General features: G+C 55.4%; 18 protein-coding genes. 10 read left to right on the top strand and 8 right to left on the bottom strand.

The window, feature by feature from the left end; genetic code table 11:
• The first annotated feature begins 12 nt into the window (after positions 1-12).
• Both zntA and tcp read left to right on the top strand, forming a co-directional pair.
• Complete coding sequence (gene zntA, locus ACLJTG_RS13760) at positions 13-2,211, top strand: Zn(II)/Cd(II)/Pb(II) translocating P-type ATPase ZntA (RefSeq protein ID WP_000106646.1); 2,199 nt, start codon at positions 13-15, stop codon at positions 2,209-2,211.
• Positions 2,212-2,410: 199 nt separating this feature from the next.
• The gene (gene tcp / locus ACLJTG_RS13755; RefSeq protein ID WP_000789682.1) at positions 2,411-4,054 is read left to right on the top strand and encodes a methyl-accepting chemotaxis citrate transducer; all 1,644 of its coding nucleotides are present in this window, start codon (positions 2,411-2,413) and stop codon (positions 4,052-4,054) included.
• Between the two features lie 23 nt (positions 4,055-4,077).
• Here the strand turns inward: tcp and tusA are convergent, their stop codons facing one another.
• Complete coding sequence (gene tusA, locus ACLJTG_RS13750) at positions 4,078-4,323, bottom strand: sulfurtransferase TusA (RefSeq protein ID WP_001541054.1); 246 nt, start codon at positions 4,321-4,323, stop codon at positions 4,078-4,080.
• 169 nt (positions 4,324-4,492) lie between these two features.
• On the opposite strand from tusA, the gene ACLJTG_RS13745 reads away from it, so the two are divergent.
• Positions 4,493-5,158 carry a 7-cyano-7-deazaguanine/7-aminomethyl-7-deazaguanine transporter gene (locus tag ACLJTG_RS13745; RefSeq protein ID WP_001522053.1) on the top strand — a complete coding sequence of 222 codons (666 nt, stop codon included), beginning with the start codon at positions 4,493-4,495 and terminating at the stop codon, positions 5,156-5,158.
• A 72-nt stretch (positions 5,159-5,230) separates the two neighbouring features.
• Positions 5,231-5,788 carry a DcrB family lipoprotein gene (locus ACLJTG_RS13740; protein WP_001245277.1) on the top strand — a complete coding sequence of 186 codons (558 nt, stop codon included), beginning with the start codon at positions 5,231-5,233 and terminating at the stop codon, positions 5,786-5,788.
• A gap of 3 nt (positions 5,789-5,791) precedes the next feature.
• Here the strand turns inward: ACLJTG_RS13740 and ACLJTG_RS13735 are convergent, their stop codons facing one another.
• Positions 5,792-7,051 (bottom strand): MFS transporter, encoded by a 1,260-nt coding sequence (locus ACLJTG_RS13735; protein WP_079951238.1) that lies wholly within the window; start codon positions 7,049-7,051, stop codon positions 5,792-5,794.
• A gap of 89 nt (positions 7,052-7,140) precedes the next feature.
• Here ACLJTG_RS13735 and ACLJTG_RS13730 point away from each other — a divergent pair, with 89 nt between their 5' ends.
• The 3 genes from ACLJTG_RS13730 to nikR all read left to right on the top strand — a co-directional run bounded on the left by ACLJTG_RS13730 (position 7,141) and on the right by nikR (position 9,313).
• The gene (locus ACLJTG_RS13730; RefSeq protein WP_000179588.1) at positions 7,141-8,190 is read left to right on the top strand and encodes an AI-2E family transporter; all 1,050 of its coding nucleotides are present in this window, start codon (positions 7,141-7,143) and stop codon (positions 8,188-8,190) included.
• Positions 8,191-8,241: 51 nt separating this feature from the next.
• A complete protein-coding gene (acpT, locus tag ACLJTG_RS13725) occupies positions 8,242-8,820 on the top strand; it encodes a 4'-phosphopantetheinyl transferase AcpT (RefSeq protein WP_198898239.1) in 579 nt (192 codons plus the stop codon).
• 91 nt (positions 8,821-8,911) lie between these two features.
• Entirely contained in the window at positions 8,912-9,313 is a 402-nt protein-coding gene (nikR, locus tag ACLJTG_RS13720) for a nickel-responsive transcriptional regulator NikR (RefSeq protein ID WP_001190057.1), read from the top strand.
• A gap of 101 nt (positions 9,314-9,414) precedes the next feature.
• Here the strand turns inward: nikR and ACLJTG_RS13715 are convergent, their stop codons facing one another.
• The 4 genes from ACLJTG_RS13715 to ACLJTG_RS13700 form a co-directional block, all read right to left on the bottom strand.
• Positions 9,415-10,539, bottom strand: coding sequence for an ABC transporter permease (locus tag ACLJTG_RS13715; protein WP_079951237.1), 1,125 nt, complete (start codon positions 10,537-10,539; stop codon positions 9,415-9,417).
• Positions 10,539-13,280, bottom strand: a complete 2,742-nt coding sequence (gene rbbA / locus ACLJTG_RS13710; RefSeq protein WP_079951236.1) for a ribosome-associated ATPase/putative transporter RbbA — start codon at positions 13,278-13,280, stop codon at positions 10,539-10,541. Before rbbA ends, ACLJTG_RS13715 begins: the two co-directional genes overlap by 1 nt.
• Complete coding sequence (locus ACLJTG_RS13705) at positions 13,277-14,344, bottom strand: HlyD family secretion protein (RefSeq protein ID WP_000359834.1); 1,068 nt, start codon at positions 14,342-14,344, stop codon at positions 13,277-13,279. The genes rbbA and ACLJTG_RS13705 overlap by 4 nt, the downstream gene beginning before the upstream one ends.
• Positions 14,345-14,649: 305 nt before the next feature.
• Positions 14,650-15,846, bottom strand: a complete 1,197-nt coding sequence (locus ACLJTG_RS13700) for an NAD(P)/FAD-dependent oxidoreductase (RefSeq protein WP_000439234.1) — start codon at positions 15,844-15,846, stop codon at positions 14,650-14,652.
• 230 nt (positions 15,847-16,076) lie between these two features.
• Between ACLJTG_RS13700 and pitA the strand changes: the two genes are divergently transcribed.
• A complete protein-coding gene (gene pitA / locus ACLJTG_RS13695) occupies positions 16,077-17,573 on the top strand; it encodes an inorganic phosphate transporter PitA (protein WP_000902764.1) in 1,497 nt (498 codons plus the stop codon).
• A 140-nt stretch (positions 17,574-17,713) separates the two neighbouring features.
• Here pitA and uspB read toward each other — a convergent pair whose 3' ends face one another.
• A complete protein-coding gene (gene uspB, locus ACLJTG_RS13690; protein WP_000626193.1) occupies positions 17,714-18,049 on the bottom strand; it encodes a universal stress protein UspB in 336 nt (111 codons plus the stop codon).
• A 387-nt stretch (positions 18,050-18,436) separates the two neighbouring features.
• Here uspB and uspA point away from each other — a divergent pair, with 387 nt between their 5' ends.
• Together uspA and dtpB are read left to right on the top strand one after the other, a co-directional pair.
• Positions 18,437-18,871 carry a universal stress protein UspA gene (gene uspA / locus ACLJTG_RS13685; RefSeq protein ID WP_000323565.1) on the top strand — a complete coding sequence of 145 codons (435 nt, stop codon included), beginning with the start codon at positions 18,437-18,439 and terminating at the stop codon, positions 18,869-18,871.
• A 324-nt stretch (positions 18,872-19,195) separates the two neighbouring features.
• The gene (dtpB, locus tag ACLJTG_RS13680) at positions 19,196-20,668 is read left to right on the top strand and encodes a dipeptide/tripeptide permease DtpB (RefSeq protein WP_001098275.1); all 1,473 of its coding nucleotides are present in this window, start codon (positions 19,196-19,198) and stop codon (positions 20,666-20,668) included.
• A gap of 91 nt (positions 20,669-20,759) precedes the next feature.
• Here the strand turns inward: dtpB and rsmJ are convergent, their stop codons facing one another.
• On the bottom strand, positions 20,760-21,518 hold the full coding sequence (gene rsmJ / locus ACLJTG_RS13675) for a 16S rRNA (guanine(1516)-N(2))-methyltransferase RsmJ (RefSeq protein ID WP_079951234.1): 759 nt from the start codon (positions 21,516-21,518) through the stop codon (positions 20,760-20,762).
• Positions 21,519-21,520: the final 2 nt, after the last annotated feature.

Raw genomic sequence — 21,520 nt, 5'->3', positions numbered from 1 at the left:
CCGGAGGACGTTATGTCGACCCCTGATACCGATGGCAAAAAAGTCCCGCCCTTTACCTCCTTCAGATTAGCCCCGGCAATACAGAAGGCCGATAGCTGCTGCTGCGAAGAACATTGCGCGTCCAGCGCGCCTGTTTCTACTGCCGTGGCAGGCACGCGCTATACCTGGAAAATCTCCGGCATGGACTGCGCCGCCTGCGCCCGAAAAGTGGAGAATGCGGTACGCCAAATTCGCGGCGTCAACCAGGCGCAAGTGCTGTTCGCCACCGAAAAGTTAGTGGTCGATGCCGACGCCGACCTCCGCGCGCAAATTGAACGCGCCGTACAGAAGGCGGGTTATACCTTGCGTAGTGAAGATTCGCGCGACGCCGCGCCTGAATCTCGTCTTAAAGAGAACCTGCCGCTTATTACGCTGATCATTATGATGGCGATAAGCTGGGGGCTGGAGCAATTTAACCACCCGTTCGGCCAACTGGCCTTTATCGCCACCACCCTGGTCGGTCTGTATCCTATTGCCCGCCAGGCGCTGCGGCTGATGAAAAGCGGCAGTTGGTTCGCTATTGAAACGCTGATGAGCGTCGCCGCCATTGGCGCGCTGTTTATTGGCGCGACGGCGGAGGCGGCAATGGTATTGCTGCTGTTCCTCATCGGCGAGCGCCTGGAAGGATGGGCCGCCAGCCGCGCCCGTAAAGGCGTCAGCGCGTTAATGGCGCTTAAACCGGAAACGGCGACCCGTCTGCGCGACGGCGTACGGGAAGAGGTCGCTATTAATACCCTGCGACCGGGCGATATTATCGAAGTCGCCGCCGGGGGGCGTTTACCCGCCGACGGTAAACTGGTTTCCGGTTTCGCCAGCTTTGATGAAAGCGCGCTCACCGGCGAGTCTATCCCGGTGGAGCGCGCAACGGGCGACAAAGTCCCGGCAGGCGCGACCAGCGTTGACCGTCTCGTCACCCTGGAGGTGCTATCTGAACCTGGCGCCAGCGCGATTGACCGTATCCTGACGCTGATTGAAGAGGCGGAAGAGCGCCGTGCGCCCATTGAGCGGTTTATTGACCGTTTCAGCCGCATCTATACGCCAGTCATTATGGTCATCGCGCTGCTGGTGACGCTTATTCCGCCGCTGATGTTCGATGGCGGCTGGCAGGAGTGGATTTATAAAGGGCTGACGCTGCTGCTCATCGGTTGCCCGTGCGCGCTGGTGATCTCCACGCCCGCGGCCATTACCTCCGGGCTGGCGGCGGCGGCACGGCGCGGCGCATTGATTAAAGGCGGCGCAGCGCTGGAGCAACTGGGCCGTATCACGCAGGTCGCCTTCGATAAAACCGGTACGTTGACCATCGGTAAACCACGGGTGACGGCGATTCATCCGGCAAGCGGTATCAGCGAGGCTGAACTGTTGGCGCTGGCGGCAGCCGTAGAACAAGGCGCTACGCACCCGCTGGCGCAGGCTATTGTCCGCGAAGCGCAGACACGCGATCTGGCGATCCCGACGGCGGAATCGCAGCGAACGCTGGCCGGCACCGGGATTGAAGCGCAGGTTAACGGCGAACGTATTCTGATTTGCGCGGCGGGAAAACAGCCTGCGGCGGCGTTTGCCGGGCAAATTAGCGAACTGGAAAACGCCGGGCAGACGGTGGTTCTGGTGCTGCGTAACGAGACCGTACTTGGCGTCCTCGCCCTCCAGGATACATTGCGTGACGATGCGCGCGACGCCATCCGCGAACTGCATCAGTTAGGCGTTAACGGCGTGATTCTGACCGGCGATAACCCACGGGCGGCGGCAGCGATTGCCGGCGAGCTGGATCTGGCGTTTAAAGCCGGGCTACTGCCGGAAGACAAGGTGCGGGCAGTCACCGCCCTTAACCAACAAGCGCCGCTGGCCATGGTGGGCGACGGCATTAACGATGCGCCCGCGATGAAAGCCGCCAGTATCGGAATTGCGATGGGCAGCGGTACTGACGTCGCGCTGGAAACGGCTGACGCCGCCCTTACTCATAACCGTCTGCGCGGGTTAGCGCAGATGATTACGCTGGCGCGCGCTACCCACGCGAATATCCGGCAGAACATCACCATTGCGCTGGGGCTGAAAGCCATTTTCCTGGTGACGACGCTACTGGGTTTTACCGGGCTATGGCTGGCAATCCTGGCGGATACGGGAGCCACGGTATTGGTGACCGCCAACGCGCTACGTTTGCTGCGTAAAAACTAATCTTCTCCCGCCCGGCGGCGTCGTGTCGCCGGGTTATCCCGCGATATTCCTTTCTTTGTACATATTATTCACGCGAAAATTATTTATTTTCTATTACTTATCAAACCATTAATCAGAAATAGCGTGATTTGATGTAAGGTTAATATTTATTCAACCGATATTGATCATACCGTCTACAAAATAAGGAATGTTAGGCACTATGAAAAATATCAAAGTCATCACCGGCGTTATCGCGACGCTGGGCATATTTAGCGCCTTATTGTTGGTGACAGGAATACTGTTTTATTCCGCCGTCAGCAGCGATCGGCTGAATTTCCAGAATGCGAGCGCGCTGAGTTACCAACAACAGGAACTGGGCGGCAGTTTTCAGACATTGATCGAAACCCGCGTCACCATTAACCGCGTGGCGATACGCATGTTAAAAAATCAGCGCGATCCCGCCTCACTGGACGCCATGAACACGCTGTTAACCAACGCTGGCGCGTCGCTCAACGAAGCGGAAAAGCATTTCAACAACTACGTGAACTCCGAAGCGATCGCGGGCAAAGATCCGGCGTTGGATGCCCAGGCCGAAGCCAGCTTTAAGCAGATGTATGACGTTTTGCAGCAGTCTATCCACTATCTTAAAGCCGATAATTACGCCGCCTATGGCAACCTTGACGCGCAAAAAGCGCAGGATGACATGGAGCAGGTATATGACCAGTGGCTCTCTCAAAATGCGCAATTAATAAAATTAGCCAGCGATCAGAATCAGAGCAGCTTTACCCAGATGCAATGGACGCTGGGGATAATTCTACTTATCGTACTCATCGTGCTGGCGTTTATCTGGCTGGGGCTGCAACGCGTTCTACTCCGCCCGCTGCAACGGATTATGGCGCACATTCAAACTATCGCCGACGGCGATCTTACCCATGAGATAGAGGCCGAAGGACGCAGTGAAATGGGCCAACTGGCCGCCGGTCTTAAAACGATGCAGCAGTCGTTAATCCGTACCGTCAGCGCGGTGCGCGATAACGCAGACTCTATCTATACTGGCGCAGGCGAAATTTCCGCCGGCAGCAGCGACCTCTCTTCCCGTACCGAACAGCAGGCCTCGGCGCTGGAGGAGACCGCCGCCAGCATGGAACAGTTAACCGCCACGGTACGGCAAAACACCGATAACGCACGACAGGCGACGGGTCTGGCGAAAACCGCATCAGAAACCGCGCGTAAAGGAGGACGCGTGGTGGATAACGTAGTGAGCACCATGAACGATATCGCCGAAAGCTCGGAAAAAATTGTGGACATCACCAGCGTGATTGACGGTATCGCCTTCCAGACTAATATCCTGGCGCTGAACGCCGCGGTAGAAGCCGCCCGCGCCGGCGAACAGGGGCGAGGATTCGCGGTCGTGGCCGGAGAGGTACGCACGTTGGCCAGCCGTAGCGCGCAGGCCGCCAAAGAGATCAAAGTACTGATTGAAAACTCCGTGTCGCGCATTGATACCGGCTCTACGCAGGTACGCGAAGCGGGAGAAACCATGAAAGAGATCGTCAACGCCGTGACCCGCGTGACCGATATTATGGGCGAAATCGCCTCTGCCTCCGATGAGCAAAGCAAAGGCATTGAGCAGGTGGCGCAGGCGGTATCGGAAATGGACAGCGTGACGCAGCAAAACGCCTCGCTGGTAGAAGAATCCGCAGCAGCGGCGGCGGCGCTGGAAGATCAGGCTAACGAGCTTCGTCAGGCGGTCGCCGCGTTCCGCATCCAGAAACAGCCTCGTCGGGAGGCGTCGCCGACGCCGTTAAGCAAAGGTTTAACGCCACAGCCCGCCGCAGAACAGGCGAACTGGGAAAGCTTCTAATCAGAATGCTATCTGCCGTGCGGTTAATGCGCTTTACGCAATAAATAACGGTACGGCAGACCCTCCGTCTCTTGCGCCAGCAAATCGTGTTCCATAAAGGTACAGAACCCCGGAATATCACGCGTCGTCGCCGGATCGTCGGCGATAATCAGCAATGTTTCGCCAGTTTGCATGTTGCGCACCGTTTTGCGCACCATCATTACCGGTTCAGGGCAACGCAGCCCCAGGGCGTCAAGCGTATGGTCAGGGGAGGAAAACAGATCGCTCATCTTCGTCTCAATGGTAGAAAAACGGCGATATTTTACGCCCATCTTCGTCAGTAAGCCAGGCAGGTTAACGATTGCGTGAAAATTAGCCATTGCAATGCCAGCGCAAAACAGTATTATGCGGCGGTTCTTTATTGGGTTCCCTCACCCCATCCAACAAAAAGGTCACAATATGACTCCGTTTACACAATCACAGCGCGTAAAAGCGTTGTTCTGGCTATCGCTATTCCATTTACTGGTGATCATTTCCAGTAACTATCTGGTGCAGCTCCCCATCACTATTTTTGGTTTCCACACGACCTGGGGCGCGTTTAGTTTTCCTTTTATTTTTCTCGCCACCGATCTTACCGTGCGTATTTTTGGCGCACCTCTGGCGCGCCGCATTATCTTCGCCGTCATGATCCCTGCGCTGCTGGTGTCGTATGTGGTGTCATCGCTGTTCTATATGGGCGCCTGGCAAGGTTTCGCCGCGTTGGCGGACTTTAATCTGTTTGTCGCCCGTATCGCCGCCGCCAGCTTTATGGCCTACGCGCTGGGACAGATCCTTGATGTCCATGTGTTTAACCGCCTGCGCCAAAATCGTCGCTGGTGGCTGGCGCCGACTGCTTCAACGCTGTTTGGCAATATCAGCGATACCCTTGCCTTTTTCTTCATTGCGTTCTGGCGAAGCCCCGATGCGTTTATGGCCGAACACTGGATGGAAATTGCGCTGGTGGATTATTGCTTTAAGGTGCTCATCAGCATTATTTTCTTCCTGCCGATGTACGGCGTTCTACTGAATATGTTGCTGAAAAAGCTGGCAGATAAATCTGAAATTTCCCCATTACCGGCAAGTTAAAGGTTCGTTTTCCGAGTTGTGATAAGATGAGCGAATGAGCCGTTATGGCCGTTTATCGAAAGGAAGAAGTCAATGCGCAATTTGGTTAAATATGCCGGTATTGGCCTGCTGGTTATGGGGCTTGCGGCCTGTGATAACAACGATACAAAAGCGTCGGCAGAAAGCGCCGCCGCGGAAAGCCAGGCATCCGGTCAGCCCATCAGCCTGATGGATGGCAAACTCAGTTTCTCGCTGCCGGCGGATATGACCGATCAAAGCGGTAAGCTGGGCACCCAGGCGAATAATATGCACGTTTATTCTGACCCGACGGGCCAGAAAGCGGTGATTGTTATCGTCGGCGATAATACCGATGAAGCGTTGCCGGTGCTGGCAAACCGCCTGCTTGAGCAACAGCGTAGCCGCGACCCGCAGCTTCAGGTCGTCACCAATAAGTCTATTGAGCTCAAAGGCCATACATTGCAACAACTGGACAGCATTATCTCCGCGAAGGGCCAGACGGCGTACTCTTCCATCGTGCTGGGCAAAGTGGATAACCAATTGCTGACGATTCAGGTCACGCTGCCTGCGGACAATCAGCAAAAAGCGCAAACCACGGCTGAAAACATCATCAATACGTTGGTTATTAAGTAACCTTTACGACGATGATGCGGCCTCCGGCAGTGCAAACGGAGGCCGTTTTTTTAAGCGCCAGGTCAGCAATAGCGCCATCGTTACCAGCCCGGCTGCCGCCAGATAAATCACCGGCACGCCCGCCCAGGTCATCACCAGCCCCGCCAGCGGCCCGGTCACCCCCAAAGACATATCCATAAAGACGGTATAGGTCGCCAGCGCCGCGCCCTGGTTCTGGGGCGGCACGGCTTTGACGGCCACCACGCCCAGCGCTGGAAAGACCAGCGAAAACCCCATCCCCGTGAGTAAAACGCCGATTTTTGCCATCCACGGCATGGCTGCCGTCCCCACCAGTAACAGACCAATAATCTCCACGCCAAAGCAGATCATGGCGACATTCAACCCGCCTAACCGATTGATGCCGTTAGGGAACAGCAAACGCGTGCCGACAAACGCGACGCTAAATAACGTGAGCGCAAAGGCGGCGCCATCCCAGCCTTTAGCATCATAAAATAAGGTAATAAACGTCGCGATGACGCCAAACCCTGCCGAGGCCAGCGCCAACGCCATACCATACAGCCAGACACGCCCCAGCACCGCGCGAAACGGTAGCGGCTTGCCTTTGTTCGCCTTCACCGACGGACGTGGAAGCGCTAACAGTATCGCCAACAGCGCCACGCCCATCACCGTTAGCGCCAGTCCCTGCAACCCGCCCCAGGCATAACACAGCACGCCCAGCGGCGCGCCCATCGCCATTGCGCCGTAGGTGACGATACCGTTCCAGGAGATGACCCGACCAATATGCAACGACCCGACGACGCCGATGCCCCACAGTGTTGAACCGGTGCCGGCAAAACTTTGCCCAATCCCTAAAATCACGCGACCCAGCCCCAGTAGCAACAAACTGATCATCGGCCAGGCGCTGGCGATATCCGCCAGCAGGTAGCCGAGTCCGCTTAAAAAACAGCCGCATAAGCCAAAGACAACGATTTTTTTCGGCCCTAATACATCCGCATACCGCCCGGCATGGGGACGGCTTAACAGAGTGGCGAAGTATTGCAGGCTGATAATAAGCCCCGCCCAGAACGCGCTGAATCCCATCGCATCATGCACATAGCCGGGCAAGACGGCGAGCGGCAGGCCGATAGTCAGGTAGCTGGCAAAGTTAAACATCACGATGGAGACAATACGCAGATTGAGGCGCAATCCGTTTGGCGCCGGTTCAGCGACGGGTTCGGGCATGAGTATCACCGCATTTTTACAACATGTTTTCTTTTCTATCATGGCGCGCGGTGAAAATCAGTAGTGAGATTCAGATTATCGGTATCAGGGCAGCCGCTACACTTAGAAAAAAACACAACAAGGAAAACTTCATGGCAACCGCTCAACCCGACAAAACGGGTATGCATATTCTGCTGAAACTGGCCTCCCTGGTTATTATTCTCGCCGGGATTCATGCCGCGGCGGATATTATTGTACAACTCTTGCTGGCGCTCTTTTTTGCCATCGTTCTTAATCCATTAGTGACCTGGTTTATTCGCCGGGGCGTGAAGCGACCGCTGGCGATTACTATCGTGGTGGTTGTCATGCTGATCGTGCTTACCGCGCTGGTGGGTGTACTTGCCGCATCGCTTAATGAATTTATCGCTATGCTGCCTAAATACAGCAAGGAGCTGACGCGTAAAGTCTTACACCTTCAGGAGTTAATGCCCTTCCTGAATTTACATATGTCGCCGGAACGTATGCTCCGCGGGATGGATTCCGATAAAATCATGCTCTTCACCACAACATTAATGACCGGCGTATCGGGCGCGATGGCAAGCATTGTGCTGCTGGTGATGACCGTGGTTTTTATGCTGTTTGAGGTGCGTCACGTGCCTTATAAATTACGTTTCGCGCTAAACAATCCACAAATTCATATTGCCGGCCTGCACCGCGCCCTGAAAGGCGTCTCGCATTATCTGGCGCTGAAAACGCTGCTCAGTCTATGGACGGGCGCGATTATCTGGCTGGGGCTGGCGTTAATGGATATTCAGTTTGCGCTAATGTGGGGCGTACTGGCCTTTTTGCTCAATTACGTTCCTAATATCGGCTCGGTGATTTCCGCCGTTCCCCCCATGATTCAGGCGCTGTTATTTAACGGCTTTTACGAGTGCGTACTGGTCGGCGCGCTCTTTTTGGTGGTCCATATGGTGATTGGCAACATTATGGAGCCACGCATGATGGGCCATCGTCTGGGGATGTCCACGCTGGTGGTATTTCTTTCGTTACTGGTCTGGGGATGGCTATTAGGCCCGGTCGGGATGCTCTTGTCCGTTCCTTTGACCAGCGTCTGCAAAATCTGGATGGAAACCACTAAAGGCGGCAGCAAACTGGCGATCTTACTGGGGCCAGGCCGACCGAAAAGCCGTTTACCGGGATGAGGCGACAGATGCTACAATCTCCTCTTCTTCATAGGCAACGTTGGTCCTGATATGTACCAGATCGTTCTGGGAAAAGTGTCAACATTAAGCGCAGGTCAATTGCCCGACGCGTTAATCGCTCAGGCGCCGCAGGGCGTTCGCCGGGCAAGCTGGCTGGCCGGGCGCGTGCTGCTTTCCCGTGCGCTCTCGCCGCTACCGGAGATGGTGTATGGCGAACAGGGTAAACCGGCTTTTTCCGCCGGAACGCCGCTGTGGTTTAACCTCAGCCATAGCGGCGACACTATTGCTCTGTTGCTTAGCGACGAAGGTGAAGTCGGCTGCGATATTGAAGTGATCCGCCCGCGCGATAACTGGTGTTCGCTGGCAAATGCGGTATTCAGCCTCGGCGAACATGCTGAAATGGAAGCGGAACGTCCGGAGCGACAACTGGCGGCCTTCTGGCGTATCTGGACGCGTAAAGAAGCCATCGTAAAACAACGCGGCGGCAGCGCCTGGCAAATCGTCAGCGTGGACAGCACGTTGCCCTCTGCCTTGTCGGTCAGCCAGTGTCAGCTCGATACGCTCAGTCTGGCAGTCTGTACCCCCACACCGTTTACGCTGACGCCGCAGACGATAACAAAAGCGTTATGACACATTAATTTTTCCCTCTGGCGGCGGACGTGTGTTACAAAATGCGGAGCTTCCCATGCGCCGACGCGCCATACCAAAAGGTTTAAGTCAGATGCAACGTGTCACCATCACCCTCGATGACGATTTACTGGAAACGCTGGACAGCCTGAGCCAGCGACGCGGCTATAACAATCGCTCCGAAGCGATCCGTGATATTCTGCGCGGCGCTCTGGCGCAGGAGGCCACTCAGGAACACGGCACACAGGGTTTCGCGGTACTTTCATATGTTTATGAACATGAGAAACGGGATTTAGCCAGCCGCATCGTCTCCACCCAGCATCATCATCATGATTTATCCGTCGCCACGCTGCACGTCCATATCAACCACGATGACTGTCTGGAGATCGCCGTTCTGAAGGGCGATATGGGCGACGTACAGCATTTTGCCGATGATGTTATCGCCCAGCGCGGCGTGCGCCACGGCCACTTGCAGTGTTTGCCGAAAGAAGACTAACGCCCCAGCGCCTTGCCGGGGGCGCTTCGCTTGCCCGGCCTACGTTCGCACGTCGTCGTTTGTAGGCCGGATGAGGCGCAGCCGCCATCCGGCAATAGTGTTCACGCCATTGTGCCAATCGTTTTTCTGAAGCGTAACAGCGCTATCAGGAAGAACACGCCGCCTATCGCCAGCAGAGTCAGGAACTGCGGCCAGACGATACTCAAACCTGCGCCGCGATAAAGAATAGCCTGGGCAAGGCTGACAAAATGCGTCGTCGGCATGGTCAGCATAATATCCTGCACCGCCTGCGGCATACTTTCGCGCGGCGTGGAACCGCCGGAAAGCATTTGTAGCGGCAACAGTACCAGAATCATTAATAACCCCAGTTGCGGCATCGAACGGGCGATGGTGCCCATAAAAATCCCAATTGAAGTGGTGGCGAACAGGCTCAGCGCCACGCCCAACATAAACAATGGGATCGATCCTTCAATCGGTACGCCAAGTACGCCTTTCACCATCAGCATCAAAGACAAACCGGAAACCACCAGCACGACCAGCCCCATCGACCACACTTTCGCCATCATGATCTCAAAGGGCGTGACCGGCATCACCAACAGATGCTCTACCGTGCCGTGTTCTCGCTCGCGGATCAGCGCCGATCCGGTCAGCACTATCGCCAGCATGGTAATGTTGTTGATAATCGCCATCACGCCGCCAAACCACGCCGGGTCCAGATTCGGGTTAAAGCGCATCCGAATTTCCAGCGACACAGGCTGAACGCTATCTCCCCGCGCGCGCGCCACAAAGCTGTTGACCTCGCCGCTAATAATATTCTGGATATAACTGTTGCCGGTAAACGCCTGGCTCATGCGCGTCGCATCGACGTTAACCTGGATATCAGGCTGACGTCCGGCCAGCACATCACGCTGGAAATTCGGCGGAATGTTGACCGCAAAGGTATAGCGTCCGGCATCCAGTCCGGCATCCATTTCCGTTACCGTAATCATCTCCGGCGGCAGAAACCACGGGCGGTAAAAACTATTCACAATACGGTTCGACAACTGCGACTGATCCATATCGGCGATGGCGATAGGGGCAAGATTCAACGAACCGGGCAGGACGGTAGCAGAGGAGTAAACCGAAATCGTAAAGGCGAAGACGATCAGCGCCAGCATCGCTTTGTCGCCCAGCAGACTGCGCAATTCTTTAACGCCGAGGTTATAAATATTACGTAATCCGCGCATTACCCCTCCTGTTTTTTCAGCAGCAGAATGCTCAGACCCATCACCACCGGGACGGCAATCAGTAACGGCATAAATAACGGCCAGAGATCGGACAGATCCAACGCTTTGGAAAACGTCCCGCGCGCGATCGTCAGAAAATGGCTGGTCGGGTAGATCTCGCCGATCCATCTTCCCGGTCCTTCCAGCGAAGCCACCGGATCGATCATGCCGGAAAATTGTGTTGCCGGAATGAGGGTAATAATCGACGTCCCAAAAATAGCGGCGATTTGGCTCTTCATAAACGTGGAGATCAGCAGCCCCAGACCGGTGGCGATGATGACGTAAAGCAGCGCCGCGAGGGTAAGCGTGAGAAAGCTGCCTTTCAGCGGCACGCCGAACACAAAGACCGACAGCGCGCACAGTAGCAAGAAGTTCAGCATACCCAGCGCGATATACGGCAGTTGTTTACCCAGCAAAAATTCGCTGCGCGTCGTCGGCGTTACGTACAGATTAATTATCGACCCCAGCTCTTTCTCCCGCACCACGCTCAGGGCGCTAAGCATTGACGGGATCATCATGAGCAGCAGCGGAATGACCGCCGGAACGATAGCGGGCAGACTTTTCACATCCGGGTTATAGCGATAGCGCGTTTCAATGTTGAGCAGCCCGGTCTGTTTAACCGGGTTCGGCTGACGACTTGCCGCCTCCTGCAGCCAGCTTTGGTGCATCGCCTGAACGTACCCCTTCACCGTCTCGGCGCGGCTGGGCATGGCGCCATCCACCCAGACGCCAATCTGCGCTGGCGTACCGCGAGCAATATCGCGGCCAAAATTAGGCGGGATCTCAATGGCAACCGCCAACTCTCCCGAACGCATCCGCCGGTCAAGCTCGCCATAGCTGGCGAGCGGCGGCTGTTCGATAAAATAGCGCGATCCCGCCAGATTGAGCGACCATGCCTGGCTGCTGACGGTTTGATCGCGATCGAGTACGGCAAAACGCAGGTTCTCCACGTCCATACTGATGCCATAGCCCATAATCAGCATCAGAATTACCGTTCCCAGCAGCGCCAGCGTCGAGCGTACCGGATCGCGGCGTAGCTCCAGCGCTTCGCGGCGACTGTAGCTGAACAAACGCCGGAAGCTCAATCCCTGCCGCGACGGTTTACCTGACGCGGCGGGCGTCTGGGATGGCGGTATTGGGGTTTCAGGCGCCGCTCCCGCAGCTTCCTGTAGCCAGGAAATAAACGCCGCCTCCAGATTGGCCGCACCCCGCTGTTGCACCAATTCCTGCGGCGTACCGCTGGCGAGCACTTTACCGGCGTGCATCAATGACATTCGGTCGCAACGTTCCGCTTCGTTCATAAAATGGGTCGAGATAAAAATCGTCACCTTATCCTGACGCGAAAGATCGACCATAAGCTGCCAGAACATATCCCTGGCGACCGGATCAACGCCGGACGTTGGCTCATCAAGAATCAGCATTTCCGGGCGATGGATCACCGCTACCGCCAGCGATAAACGCTGGCGGATACCGAGCGGCAACGAAGCGGGGAGCGTATCTTCCACCTCCGTTAGCATAAAGCGTTCGATCATCTGCGCGACGCGCGCCGGGATCTCCGCTGGCGGAATATGAAACAGGCGGGCATGAAGTTCCAGATTCTGCCGCACGGTGAGTTCGTTATAGAGCGAAAAAGCCTGCGACATATACCCGACCCGGCGACGGGTGTCGATGTCGTTCGGGTCTACCGGCTGGCCAAATAGCCAGGCCTGGCCTTCGCTGGCGGGAAGCAGACCGGTCAGCATTTTCATGGTGGTCGATTTGCCGCAACCGTTTGAACCGAGGAAGCCAAAAATCTCGCCGCGCGGAATACGGAAATTAACATGGTCAACCGCGACGAACTTACCGAAACGCATGGTCAGATCTTTCGCCTCAATGGCAATCTCTTCCTGCTCAGCGTGATACGGCGGGATCACCACTGGCTTATGCGCCTGGCGCTGCGCTTCTGGCAACAGGGCGATAAATGCCTGTTCCAGCGTCGCGCTATGGGTTTTTGCCCGCAGTTGCTGCGCGCTGCCGGTTGCCAGTATCTCGCCCGCATTCATCGCCACCAGCCAGTCAAAACGCTCCGCCTCTTCCATATAGGCCGTTGCGACCAACACGCTCATATTGGTCTGCCGTTGGCGGATACTGTCGATTAAGTCCCAGAACTGAGCGCGGGAGAGCGGGTCCACGCCGGTGGTAGGCTCATCAAGAATCAGCAATTCCGGGTCATGAATCAGCGCACAGCACAGCCCCAGCTTTTGTTTCATCCCACCGGACAGCTTCCCGGCAGGACGGTCACGAAACGGCGCCAGGCCGGTGCTGTTCAGCAGCTCGGTAATACGCGCTTCGCGTTCAGCTTTGTCATGACCAAAGAGACGAGCGAAAAAATCGACGTTCTCATAAACCGATAACGTGTGATAAAGGTTTTTCCCCAGCCCCTGCGGCATCCAGGCGATGCGCGGACAGACGTCGCGGCGATGTTTCGCATCGCGCATATCGCCGCCCAGGACGATAACGTTCCCTTGCTCAATCACCCGCGCGCCAGAAATCAGCGACAGCAGGCTCGACTTACCCACCCCGTCCGGACCAATCAGCCCGACCATACTACGGGCGGGAATGTCCAGCGTGATATTGTTCAGCGCGGCTGTTTTTCCGTAATGCTGGCTCACCCCCTCAAGCTGCGCCACGGGAGGAACAGGCACCAGCTTCAGCGACGTCATTGCGACAGCCTCACGCTTAGAGCGTCAGGCCAGGGCACGCGCTCATCCAGACGAACCCAGGCCATTCCCGGCAAACCGGTTTTGACATATTCCAGATGCTGTCGCAGTAGCTCTGGCGGAATACGCGCTTTGACGCGGAACATCAGCTTCAGCCGTTCATCGTGGGTTTCCACGGTTTTGGGTGTGAACTGCGCCACGCTGGCGACAAAACTGATCGTCGCCGGAATACGCAGATCCGGCGCGGCGTCCAGCACCAGACGCGCGTCGCCGCCGATCTTCAACAGCCCCGCCTGTTCGGTCGGCAGGAAAAATGTCATATAAACATCGCTGAGATCGACCATGTTCAACACCCGGCCGCCAGCCGATAACACTTCGCCCGGCTCCGCAACGCGGTACTGCACGCGTCCATCGCGCGGCGCTTTTAATTCGCTGTCGTCGATGTCGGCGACAATACGCCGCTCGGTCGCCTGCGCCGCTTCCACGCGCGTTTGCGCCTGGATAATACTGGTACGCGCCGCCTCAATCGCCGCTTTTGCCGCAGATACCTGCGCTTTGGCGGTCTCCAGGGCGGCGCGCGCGCTTTCCGCCGCCGCGCGATCGTCATCTAACTGTTGTACAGATACCGCGCCACGCTGCGACAGCGAACGGGAACGCACGTGGCGTTTAGAGACGGAGTCCAGCTCAGCTTCCCGCTGTTTGACGACCGACTGCGCGGCGCGCATTTCACTCTGGCGTTGCTCCAGCAAGGCACGGGCGGCGGCAACCGCGCTCTCGGCTTCTTTGATTTGCGCGATCGCCTCCAGCCGCTGCTCCTGCAATACGCGGGTATCCATTTTCGCCAGCACCTCGCCCTGACGAACGAACTGCCCTTCCGAAACGAGGATGGTATCAATACGCCCGGCAATCTTAGTGGCAATATCCACTTCGGTGGCTTCAATTCTGCCGTTGCTGGCGGCAAATCCCTCCGGTATTCCCGCAGGGCGCAGCATCCACCAGGCTATCGCGGCCACCGCCACAAGAATCCCCGCTCCCCACCACACCAGATGACGCTTCATTTTGTCCATAATCGACCCGCCGTAATCCCTGTTGTCTAACCATGCGTGTCACAAAGTCCGCCGGGCGTGCGCTCAGCTGGGGTTTCCATTCGGGATAAGAATGAAAAAAGAAAAGGGGCCAGACGACGAACAGACGCCGATGAAGCGCTCGCCGTCAAAGGGAGTGAATGATGTAGGTACCCGGAAAAGAGGGAGTAATGTTGTCATCATCAGCGTTCCTGGCCGTAAATGAAACACGCATACTCATAACTGCTATAAATCGATACTAACACCTCTGTCCGGGATGTCTATTCGCTTATTGTTTGTAATGGTACTTAGCGTTTTGCCGCCAAATCCTGCGCACAGGCCCAGGCGCTCGACCAGGCCCACTGGAAGTTATAGCCGCCCAACCAGCCGGTGACGTCCATCACTTCGCCAATAAAATAGAGACCCGGCACGCGGCGCGCTTCCATAGTCCGCGATGATAGTTCGTTTGTATCCACGCCGCCCAGCGTCACTTCCGCTGTCCGATAGCCTTCGGTGCCGTTAGGCTGCACTTGCCAAGCCGTAAGCGTGTCAACCAACGCCTGCTGGTCACGAACGTTCAACTGCCTGAGCGATACATCCGGGATCTGCCCCAACTGTTGTAAACACTCCACCAACCGTTTCGGCAGATGCATCGCCAGCGTGTTCTTCAGACTCTGGTTCGGGTGCGCGTTACGCTGTTCATTGAGAACGTCTTCCAGCGAGAGATCCGGCAATAAGTTAATGCTCACTAACTCGCCCGGTTGCCAGTAGCTGGAAATCTGTAAAACGGCGGGGCCGGACAGCCCACGATGGGTAAAAAGTAGGTTTTCCCGAAATACCGTGCCATTGCGGGCGGTAATTACGCAGGGCACAGAGACGCCAGACAGCGTCTGGAGCTGTTCTAACAGCGGCTTATGCAGCGTAAAGGGCACCAACCCGGCGCGCGTCGGCAACACCTTGAGACCAAACTGTTCGGCGATTTTATAGCCAAACGGCGATGCGCCAAGCCCCGGCATCGACAGACCGCCGCTGGCAATCACCAGCTTTTGCGTAGTCACCGTCTCACCGTTCAGCGCCAGTACGAAACCCGACTCATCACGCTCGACGCTCAATACCTCGCTACGCAGGCGCATCGTTACGCCGCCTTTGTCGCACTCGGCAACCAGCATATCGACAATGCGTTGGGCGGAATCATCGCAAAAAAGCTGTCCCAGCGTTTTCTCATGCCAGGCTATCCCATACCTGCCGACCAGATCGATAAAGTCCCACTGGGTATAGCGGGCTAATGCTGATTTGCAAAAATGGGGGTTCTGGCTCAAATACGCAGCAGGCTCAACATAAAGATTAGTAAAGTTGCAGCGTCCACCACCGGACATGAGGATTTTACGTCCTGGCTTCTTGCCATTATCGATGAGCAGCACGCGGCTACCCGCCTGTCCTGCCTGCGCGGCGCAAAACATGCCCGCTGCGCCAGCGCCTATAATAACGGCATCAAACCTTTCCACGTCGCCTTCCTCTCTCAAATTCGGGCGGGAATTGTAAAGTTTCCTCAGTGGTCGCACCAGCGCGAAAAGCGCCTGAAAATGGTATTTATCTGAAATATATAAGATAATTCTTTAGTGATATCAAACAAAGCACGAAGTACATCAAAAAAAGTCTATATTTCACTTTGCCCGCGCCGCCAAAGTCACTGATAATGCGCCGCGTTCATGTCCTCAAAATGGCGTAACGTCCTATGCTACATTTGTTTGCTGGCCTGGATTTACATACCGGGCTTTTATTATTGCTTGCTCTGGCTTTTGTGCTGTTCTACGAAGCGATTAACGGCTTCCATGACACAGCCAATGCAGTCGCAACCGTGATTTACACCCGTGCGATGCGTTCGCAGCTGGCGGTTGTCATGGCGGCGGTGTTTAACTTTTTTGGCGTTTTGCTGGGGGGTCTCAGCGTGGCGTATGCCATTGTGCATATGCTACCGACGGATCTCCTGCTCAACATGGGTTCCGCGCACGGCCTCGCTATGGTCTTTTCCATGTTGCTGGCGGCGATTATCTGGAACCTCGGTACCTGGTATTTCGGGTTGCCGGCGTCCAGTTCCCACACGCTGATTGGCGCCATTATCGGCATCGGTTTAACCAATGCGATGATGACCGGCACGTCAGTGGTGGATGCACTTAACATCCCGAAAGTTATCAATATTTTCGGTTCACTCATTATCTCCCCTATTGTCGGTCTGGTATTCGCCGGCGGTCTGATTTTCTTGCTGCGCCGCTACTGGAGCGGTACTAAGAAACGCGCCCGTATCCACCTGACGCCAGCCGAACGTGAAAAGAAAGACGGCAAGAAAAAGCCGCCGTTCTGGACGCGTATCGCGCTGATCCTCTCCGCTATCGGCGTGGCGTTTTCGCATGGCGCGAACGATGGTCAGAAAGGCATTGGCCTGGTCATGCTGGTGCTGATTGGCGTCGCGCCTGCGGGTTTCGTGGTCAATATGAATGCCTCCAGCTACGAAATCACCCGTACGCGCGATGCTATCAACAATGTCGAAACGTACTTTGAGCAGCGTCCTGACCTGCTGAAAGCCGTCACCGGCGTTGACCAACTGATTCCCTCTCCGGAACCGGGCGCGACTGAACCGACTGAATTCCACTGCCATCCGGCTAACACCATTAACGCGCTTAACCGTGCGAAAGGGATGCTGGCAAACGTGGAAAGCTACGACAAGTTAAGCGTTGAACAGCGTAGTCAGTTGCGTCGCATTATGCTGTGCATTTCCGACACGACCGACAAAGTCGTGAAATTGCCTGGCGTAAGCAGCGATGACCAGCGCCTGCTGAAAAAGCTGAAGACCGATATGTTAAGCACCATTGAGTATGCGCCAGTGTGGATCATTATGGCAGTGGCGTTGGCGCTGGGTATTGGTACGATGATCGGCTGGCGTCGCGTGGCGACCACTATCGGCGAGAAAATTGGTAAAAAAGGCATGACGTATGCGCAGGGAATGTCAGCGCAGATGACGGCGGCAGTCTCTATCGGTCTTGCCAGCTACACCGGTATGCCAGTTTCTACCACTCACGTACTCTCCTCTTCAGTGGCGGGAACCATGGTCGTTGATGGCGGCGGGTTGCAGCGTAAAACCGTGACCAGCATTCTGATGGCCTGGGTATTTACGTTACCGGCGGCGATTATTCTTTCCGGCGTGCTGTACTGGCTTTCCCTGAAGATTATTTAAGCCAAATGGGCCGGATAGCGCTGTCGCTAATCCGGCCTGTCAGGATGAAACGACACAGGCCTGACAGGCCGCTGCAAGCGGCGTCATCCGGGAGGCTTATCTAACACAAGCGGGTCAGGAAACTGGCCCGCTTTTTTTATTCAGTGCCAAATCATGAGCGCAATCAAGCTCACCACCACCAAACCGCATAACGCGCTGGTCAGCAGAAACTGGCGGCGCACGCGTTCACAACGGCGAATAAATTCTTCATCATGATGATCGCGATAGCGCTGAGCGTAGATATACCATACCAGGCGCACCTGTTTGTTGGGCTGACCATGCGTGGTAAAGAAGCCGCCGCCATCGACATATTGATAGAGCAAAGGATCGCAACCACGAAGTACCACTAACAGTGCGCGTAGCGATGAGAAATAGCGCGCCATATTAACAATGCAAACGACACATAAAGCCCAGAATAGTGAGACGGTGCTTATCATATCTCCTCCCCGGCGACCCGCCCACGGAGTTCCTCTCCGGGACTACCGCTCCCCGATACCCTGCCAGACAATCAGTGAAAGAGTACTACGAAAGCCGTCCATATTAGCGCTCCGCATTCGAACGGCTCTTATACACATTGTAGGAGATCAGTTAATTTTTTTACCAGAAGGTTAATCACTATCAATGCAATTCCCTGAAAATTTTGTTTAACTAACTGGCAAGCAAGGCAGATTGACGGATTATCCTGGTCGCTATAATGTAAGGATAGTTATGGTAAACGGCTGAGCTAGCCCCGCGCATAGAGTTCGCAGGACGCGGGTGACGCGGCGGCATAAGAAACGCCAGTAGCTCAATGGTCATCGACAACTTATGGAAGGAGTAACACTATGGCTTATAAACACATTCTTATCGCAGTTGATCTCTCCCCGGAAAGTAAAGTTCTGGTTGAAAAAGCGGTCTCTATGGCGCGCCCCTACAACGCGAAAATCTCCCTCATCCACGTTGACGTGAATTATTCAGACCTGTACACCGGTCTGATTGACGTCAATCTGGGCGATATGCAGAAACGTATCTCCGAAGAAACCCACCACGCGCTGACCGAGCTGTCTACCAACGCTGGCTACCCTATCACTGAAACCCTGAGCGGTAGCGGCGATTTGGGCCAGGTGCTGGTTGACGCCATCAAGAAATACGATATGGATCTGGTCGTTTGCGGTCATCACCAGGACTTCTGGAGCAAACTGATGTCTTCTGCGCGCCAGCTGATCAACACCGTTCACGTTGACATGCTGATTGTGCCGCTGCGCGACGAAGAAGAGTAATACTTGCCGTACCGGCTGGCGGCTAAGACCACATCTGGTCTATAGTCAATCAGGTTGGCCTGAACCATCAGGCAAATTCCGGCTATCAACAACAACGCCCGCTTATGTGGGCGTTTTGTTTATCCCCCCTTCTTCGCAGTACTCAGTACATCATTCCAGCACACCAAACATAATTAGTGTGATCCACTAATTAGTTTGCGTATCATTTGTATAATAACCTATTGATCAGGCTAATAACCGCAGTCTATATCAGGGTAAGTCTTTTCGGCGCGTTTTGATATACGCGCTCATACGTTTCGGGATGGCATTAAAAGGCGAAGGAATATGAATACAACTGCACCTACGGGCTTGCTGCAGCAACCTCGTCCATTCTTCATGATCTTTTTTGTAGAATTATGGGAACGATTTGGCTATTACGGCGTCCAGGGCATCCTGGCGGTCTTTTTCGTTAAACAATTGGGTTTTTCTCAGGAGCAGGCCTTTATTACCTTTGGCGCTTTTGCGGCGCTGGTTTATGGCCTGATCTCCATCGGCGGCTATGTTGGCGACCATCTGTTAGGGACTAAACGCACCCTGGTCCTGGGCGCGATTGTGCTGGCGATTGGCTATTTTATGACCGGCATGTCGCTATTAAATCCCGATCTGATTTTTATCGCACTGGGTACGATTGCCGTGGGCAACGGGTTATTTAAAGCCAATCCCGCCAGCCTGCTCTCTAAATGCTATCAGCCTAAAGATCCCCGGCTGGATGGCGCTTTCACCCTGTTTTATATGTCGATTAACATCGGTTCTTTGTTATCGCTATCGCTGGCGCCGGTGATTGCCGATAAATTTGGCTATGCGGTGACCTATAATCTGTGCGGCGCTGGTTTAATTGTTGCGCTTCTGGTGTACTTCGCCTGCCGTGGCATGGTGAAAAATATCGGTTCTGAACCGGATCATAAACCGCTACGTTTTCGCAATTTGCTGCTGGTACTACTCGGCACCGTCGTCATGATTTTCCTCTGCGCCTGGCTGATGCACAACGTTAAGATTGCCAATCTGGTGCTCATCGTCCTTTCTATCGTCGTCACTATTTTCTTCTTTCGCGAAGCGTTTCGTCTGGATAAAACCGGCCGCAATAAAATGTTCGTGGCGTTTATTCTGATGATTGAAGCCGTGCTGTTTTACATTCTGTATGCGCAGATGCCTACCTCGCTGAACTTCTTTGCGATTAATAACGTGCATCATGAAATTCTTGGATTCGCCATTAACCCGGTGAGTTTTCAGGCGCTGAACCCATTCTGGGTGGTCGTCGCCAGTCCGGTACTGGCAGCGATTTACACCCGACTGGGTAGCAAAGGCAAAGATCTGACTATGCCGATGAAGTTTACGCTCGGTATGTTCCTCTGCGCGCTGGGTTTTCTGACCGCCGCCGCCGCCGGGATGTGGTTTGCCGATGCGCAAGGATTGACGTCGCCGTGGTTTATCGTGCTGGTGTATCTGTTCCAGAGTCTGGGCGAGCTGCTGATTAGCGCGCTGGGGCTGGCAATGGTCGCCGCTCTGGTGCCGCAGCATCTGATGGGTTTTATTCTGGGAATGTGGTTCCTGACCCAGGCCGCCGCCTTCCTGCTCGGCGGTTATGTGGCGACCTTCACTGCCGTACCGGAAAACATCACCGATCCGTTGCAGACGCTGCCAATTTATACCGGCGTCTTTAGCAAAATTGGTCTGGTAACGCTGGCGGTCACCGTGGTGATGGCCATTATGGTGCCGTGGTTAAACCGAATGATTAATACGCCAGGTACCGAACAGTAATACTCAGTGCCGGATGCGGCTTACGCCTTATCCGGCCTACAAATAATTGAGAATCGTAGGCCCGATAAGCGTAGCGCCATCGGGCAATCCGTTACTCCGTCAGAGGGGTTCCGGCATAAATATCAAACCGATGCCCTTTGGTAACGATGGCGTTGGGCGTCGCGACATCCGCCAGCGGCGGCGCATAATCGGGACGTTTGACCACCACGCGTTTGGTCGCCAACTGACGCGCCGGTTCCAGCAGTCCGTCGGCGTCGAGATCCGGCCCCACCAACGACTGAAACACCCGCATCTCTTTCTTCACCAGCGCGCTTTTCTGCCGGTGAGGAAACATCGGATCGAGGTAGACCACCTGCGGGCGCGGCGTGATATCGGTCAACGCCGTCAGGCTGGAAGCATGAATCAGCTGCAAACGCTCCTGAAGCCAGCCGCCAATGCCCGCATCGGCGTAGCCGCGCGTCAGGCCGTCGTCGAGCAACGCGGCGACCACCGGATTACGCTCCAGCATCCGCACGCGGCAACCGACGGATGCCAGCACAAACGCATCGCGCCCCAGTCCGGCCGTGGCATCAACCACATCCGGCAGATAATCGCCTTTGATACCGACGGCTTTCGCCACCGCTTCGCCGCGCCCGCCGCCGAACTTACGCCGGTGCGCCATCGCGCCGCCGACAAAATCGACGAAAATGCCGCCGAGCTTCGGTTCGTCGCGCTTGCGCAGCTCCAGATGTTGCGGCGTCAATACCAGCGCCATCGGGTTGTCTTCGTCATGCTCCAGTCCCCAGCGGGCAGCCAGAACAGATAAGGCGCCGTCTGTGGCGCCCGTTTCATCCATTAAGCAGATTTGCACGT

It is taken from the genome of Salmonella sp. SAL00672 (genome assembly GCF_046552175.1).
GTDB lineage: Bacteria > Pseudomonadota > Gammaproteobacteria > Enterobacterales > Enterobacteriaceae > Salmonella > Salmonella enterica.
This window is presented reverse-complemented; position numbering and strand designations above follow the sequence as displayed.

Excerpts from the sequence above, each read along its gene's own strand:
- uspB (WP_000626193.1), bottom strand. The coding sequence starts at position 18,049 with ATGATAAGCACCGTCTCACTATTCTGGGCTTTATGTGTCGTTTGCATT.
- dtpB (WP_001098275.1), top strand. The coding sequence starts at position 19,196 with ATGAATACAACTGCACCTACGGGCTTGCTGCAGCAACCTCGTCCATTC.
- ACLJTG_RS13735 (WP_079951238.1), bottom strand. The coding sequence starts at position 7,051 with ATGATAGAAAAGAAAACATGTTGTAAAAATGCGGTGATACTCATGCCC.
- zntA (WP_000106646.1), top strand. The coding sequence starts at position 13 with ATGTCGACCCCTGATACCGATGGCAAAAAAGTCCCGCCCTTTACCTCC.
- ACLJTG_RS13745 (WP_001522053.1), top strand. The coding sequence starts at position 4,493 with ATGACTCCGTTTACACAATCACAGCGCGTAAAAGCGTTGTTCTGGCTA.
- ACLJTG_RS13715 (WP_079951237.1), bottom strand. The coding sequence starts at position 10,539 with ATGCGCGGATTACGTAATATTTATAACCTCGGCGTTAAAGAATTGCGC.
- ACLJTG_RS13705 (WP_000359834.1), bottom strand. The coding sequence starts at position 14,344 with ATGGACAAAATGAAGCGTCATCTGGTGTGGTGGGGAGCGGGGATTCTT.
- ACLJTG_RS13730 (WP_000179588.1), top strand. The coding sequence starts at position 7,141 with ATGGCAACCGCTCAACCCGACAAAACGGGTATGCATATTCTGCTGAAA.
- tusA (WP_001541054.1), bottom strand. The coding sequence starts at position 4,323 with ATGAGCGATCTGTTTTCCTCCCCTGACCATACGCTTGACGCCCTGGGG.
- pitA (WP_000902764.1), top strand. The coding sequence starts at position 16,077 with ATGCTACATTTGTTTGCTGGCCTGGATTTACATACCGGGCTTTTATTA.
- rbbA (WP_079951236.1), bottom strand. The coding sequence starts at position 13,280 with ATGACGTCGCTGAAGCTGGTGCCTGTTCCTCCCGTGGCGCAGCTTGAG.
- uspA (WP_000323565.1), top strand. The coding sequence starts at position 18,437 with ATGGCTTATAAACACATTCTTATCGCAGTTGATCTCTCCCCGGAAAGT.
- ACLJTG_RS13740 (WP_001245277.1), top strand. The coding sequence starts at position 5,231 with ATGCGCAATTTGGTTAAATATGCCGGTATTGGCCTGCTGGTTATGGGG.
- nikR (WP_001190057.1), top strand. The coding sequence starts at position 8,912 with ATGCAACGTGTCACCATCACCCTCGATGACGATTTACTGGAAACGCTG.
- tcp (WP_000789682.1), top strand. The coding sequence starts at position 2,411 with ATGAAAAATATCAAAGTCATCACCGGCGTTATCGCGACGCTGGGCATA.
- acpT (WP_198898239.1), top strand. The coding sequence starts at position 8,242 with ATGTACCAGATCGTTCTGGGAAAAGTGTCAACATTAAGCGCAGGTCAA.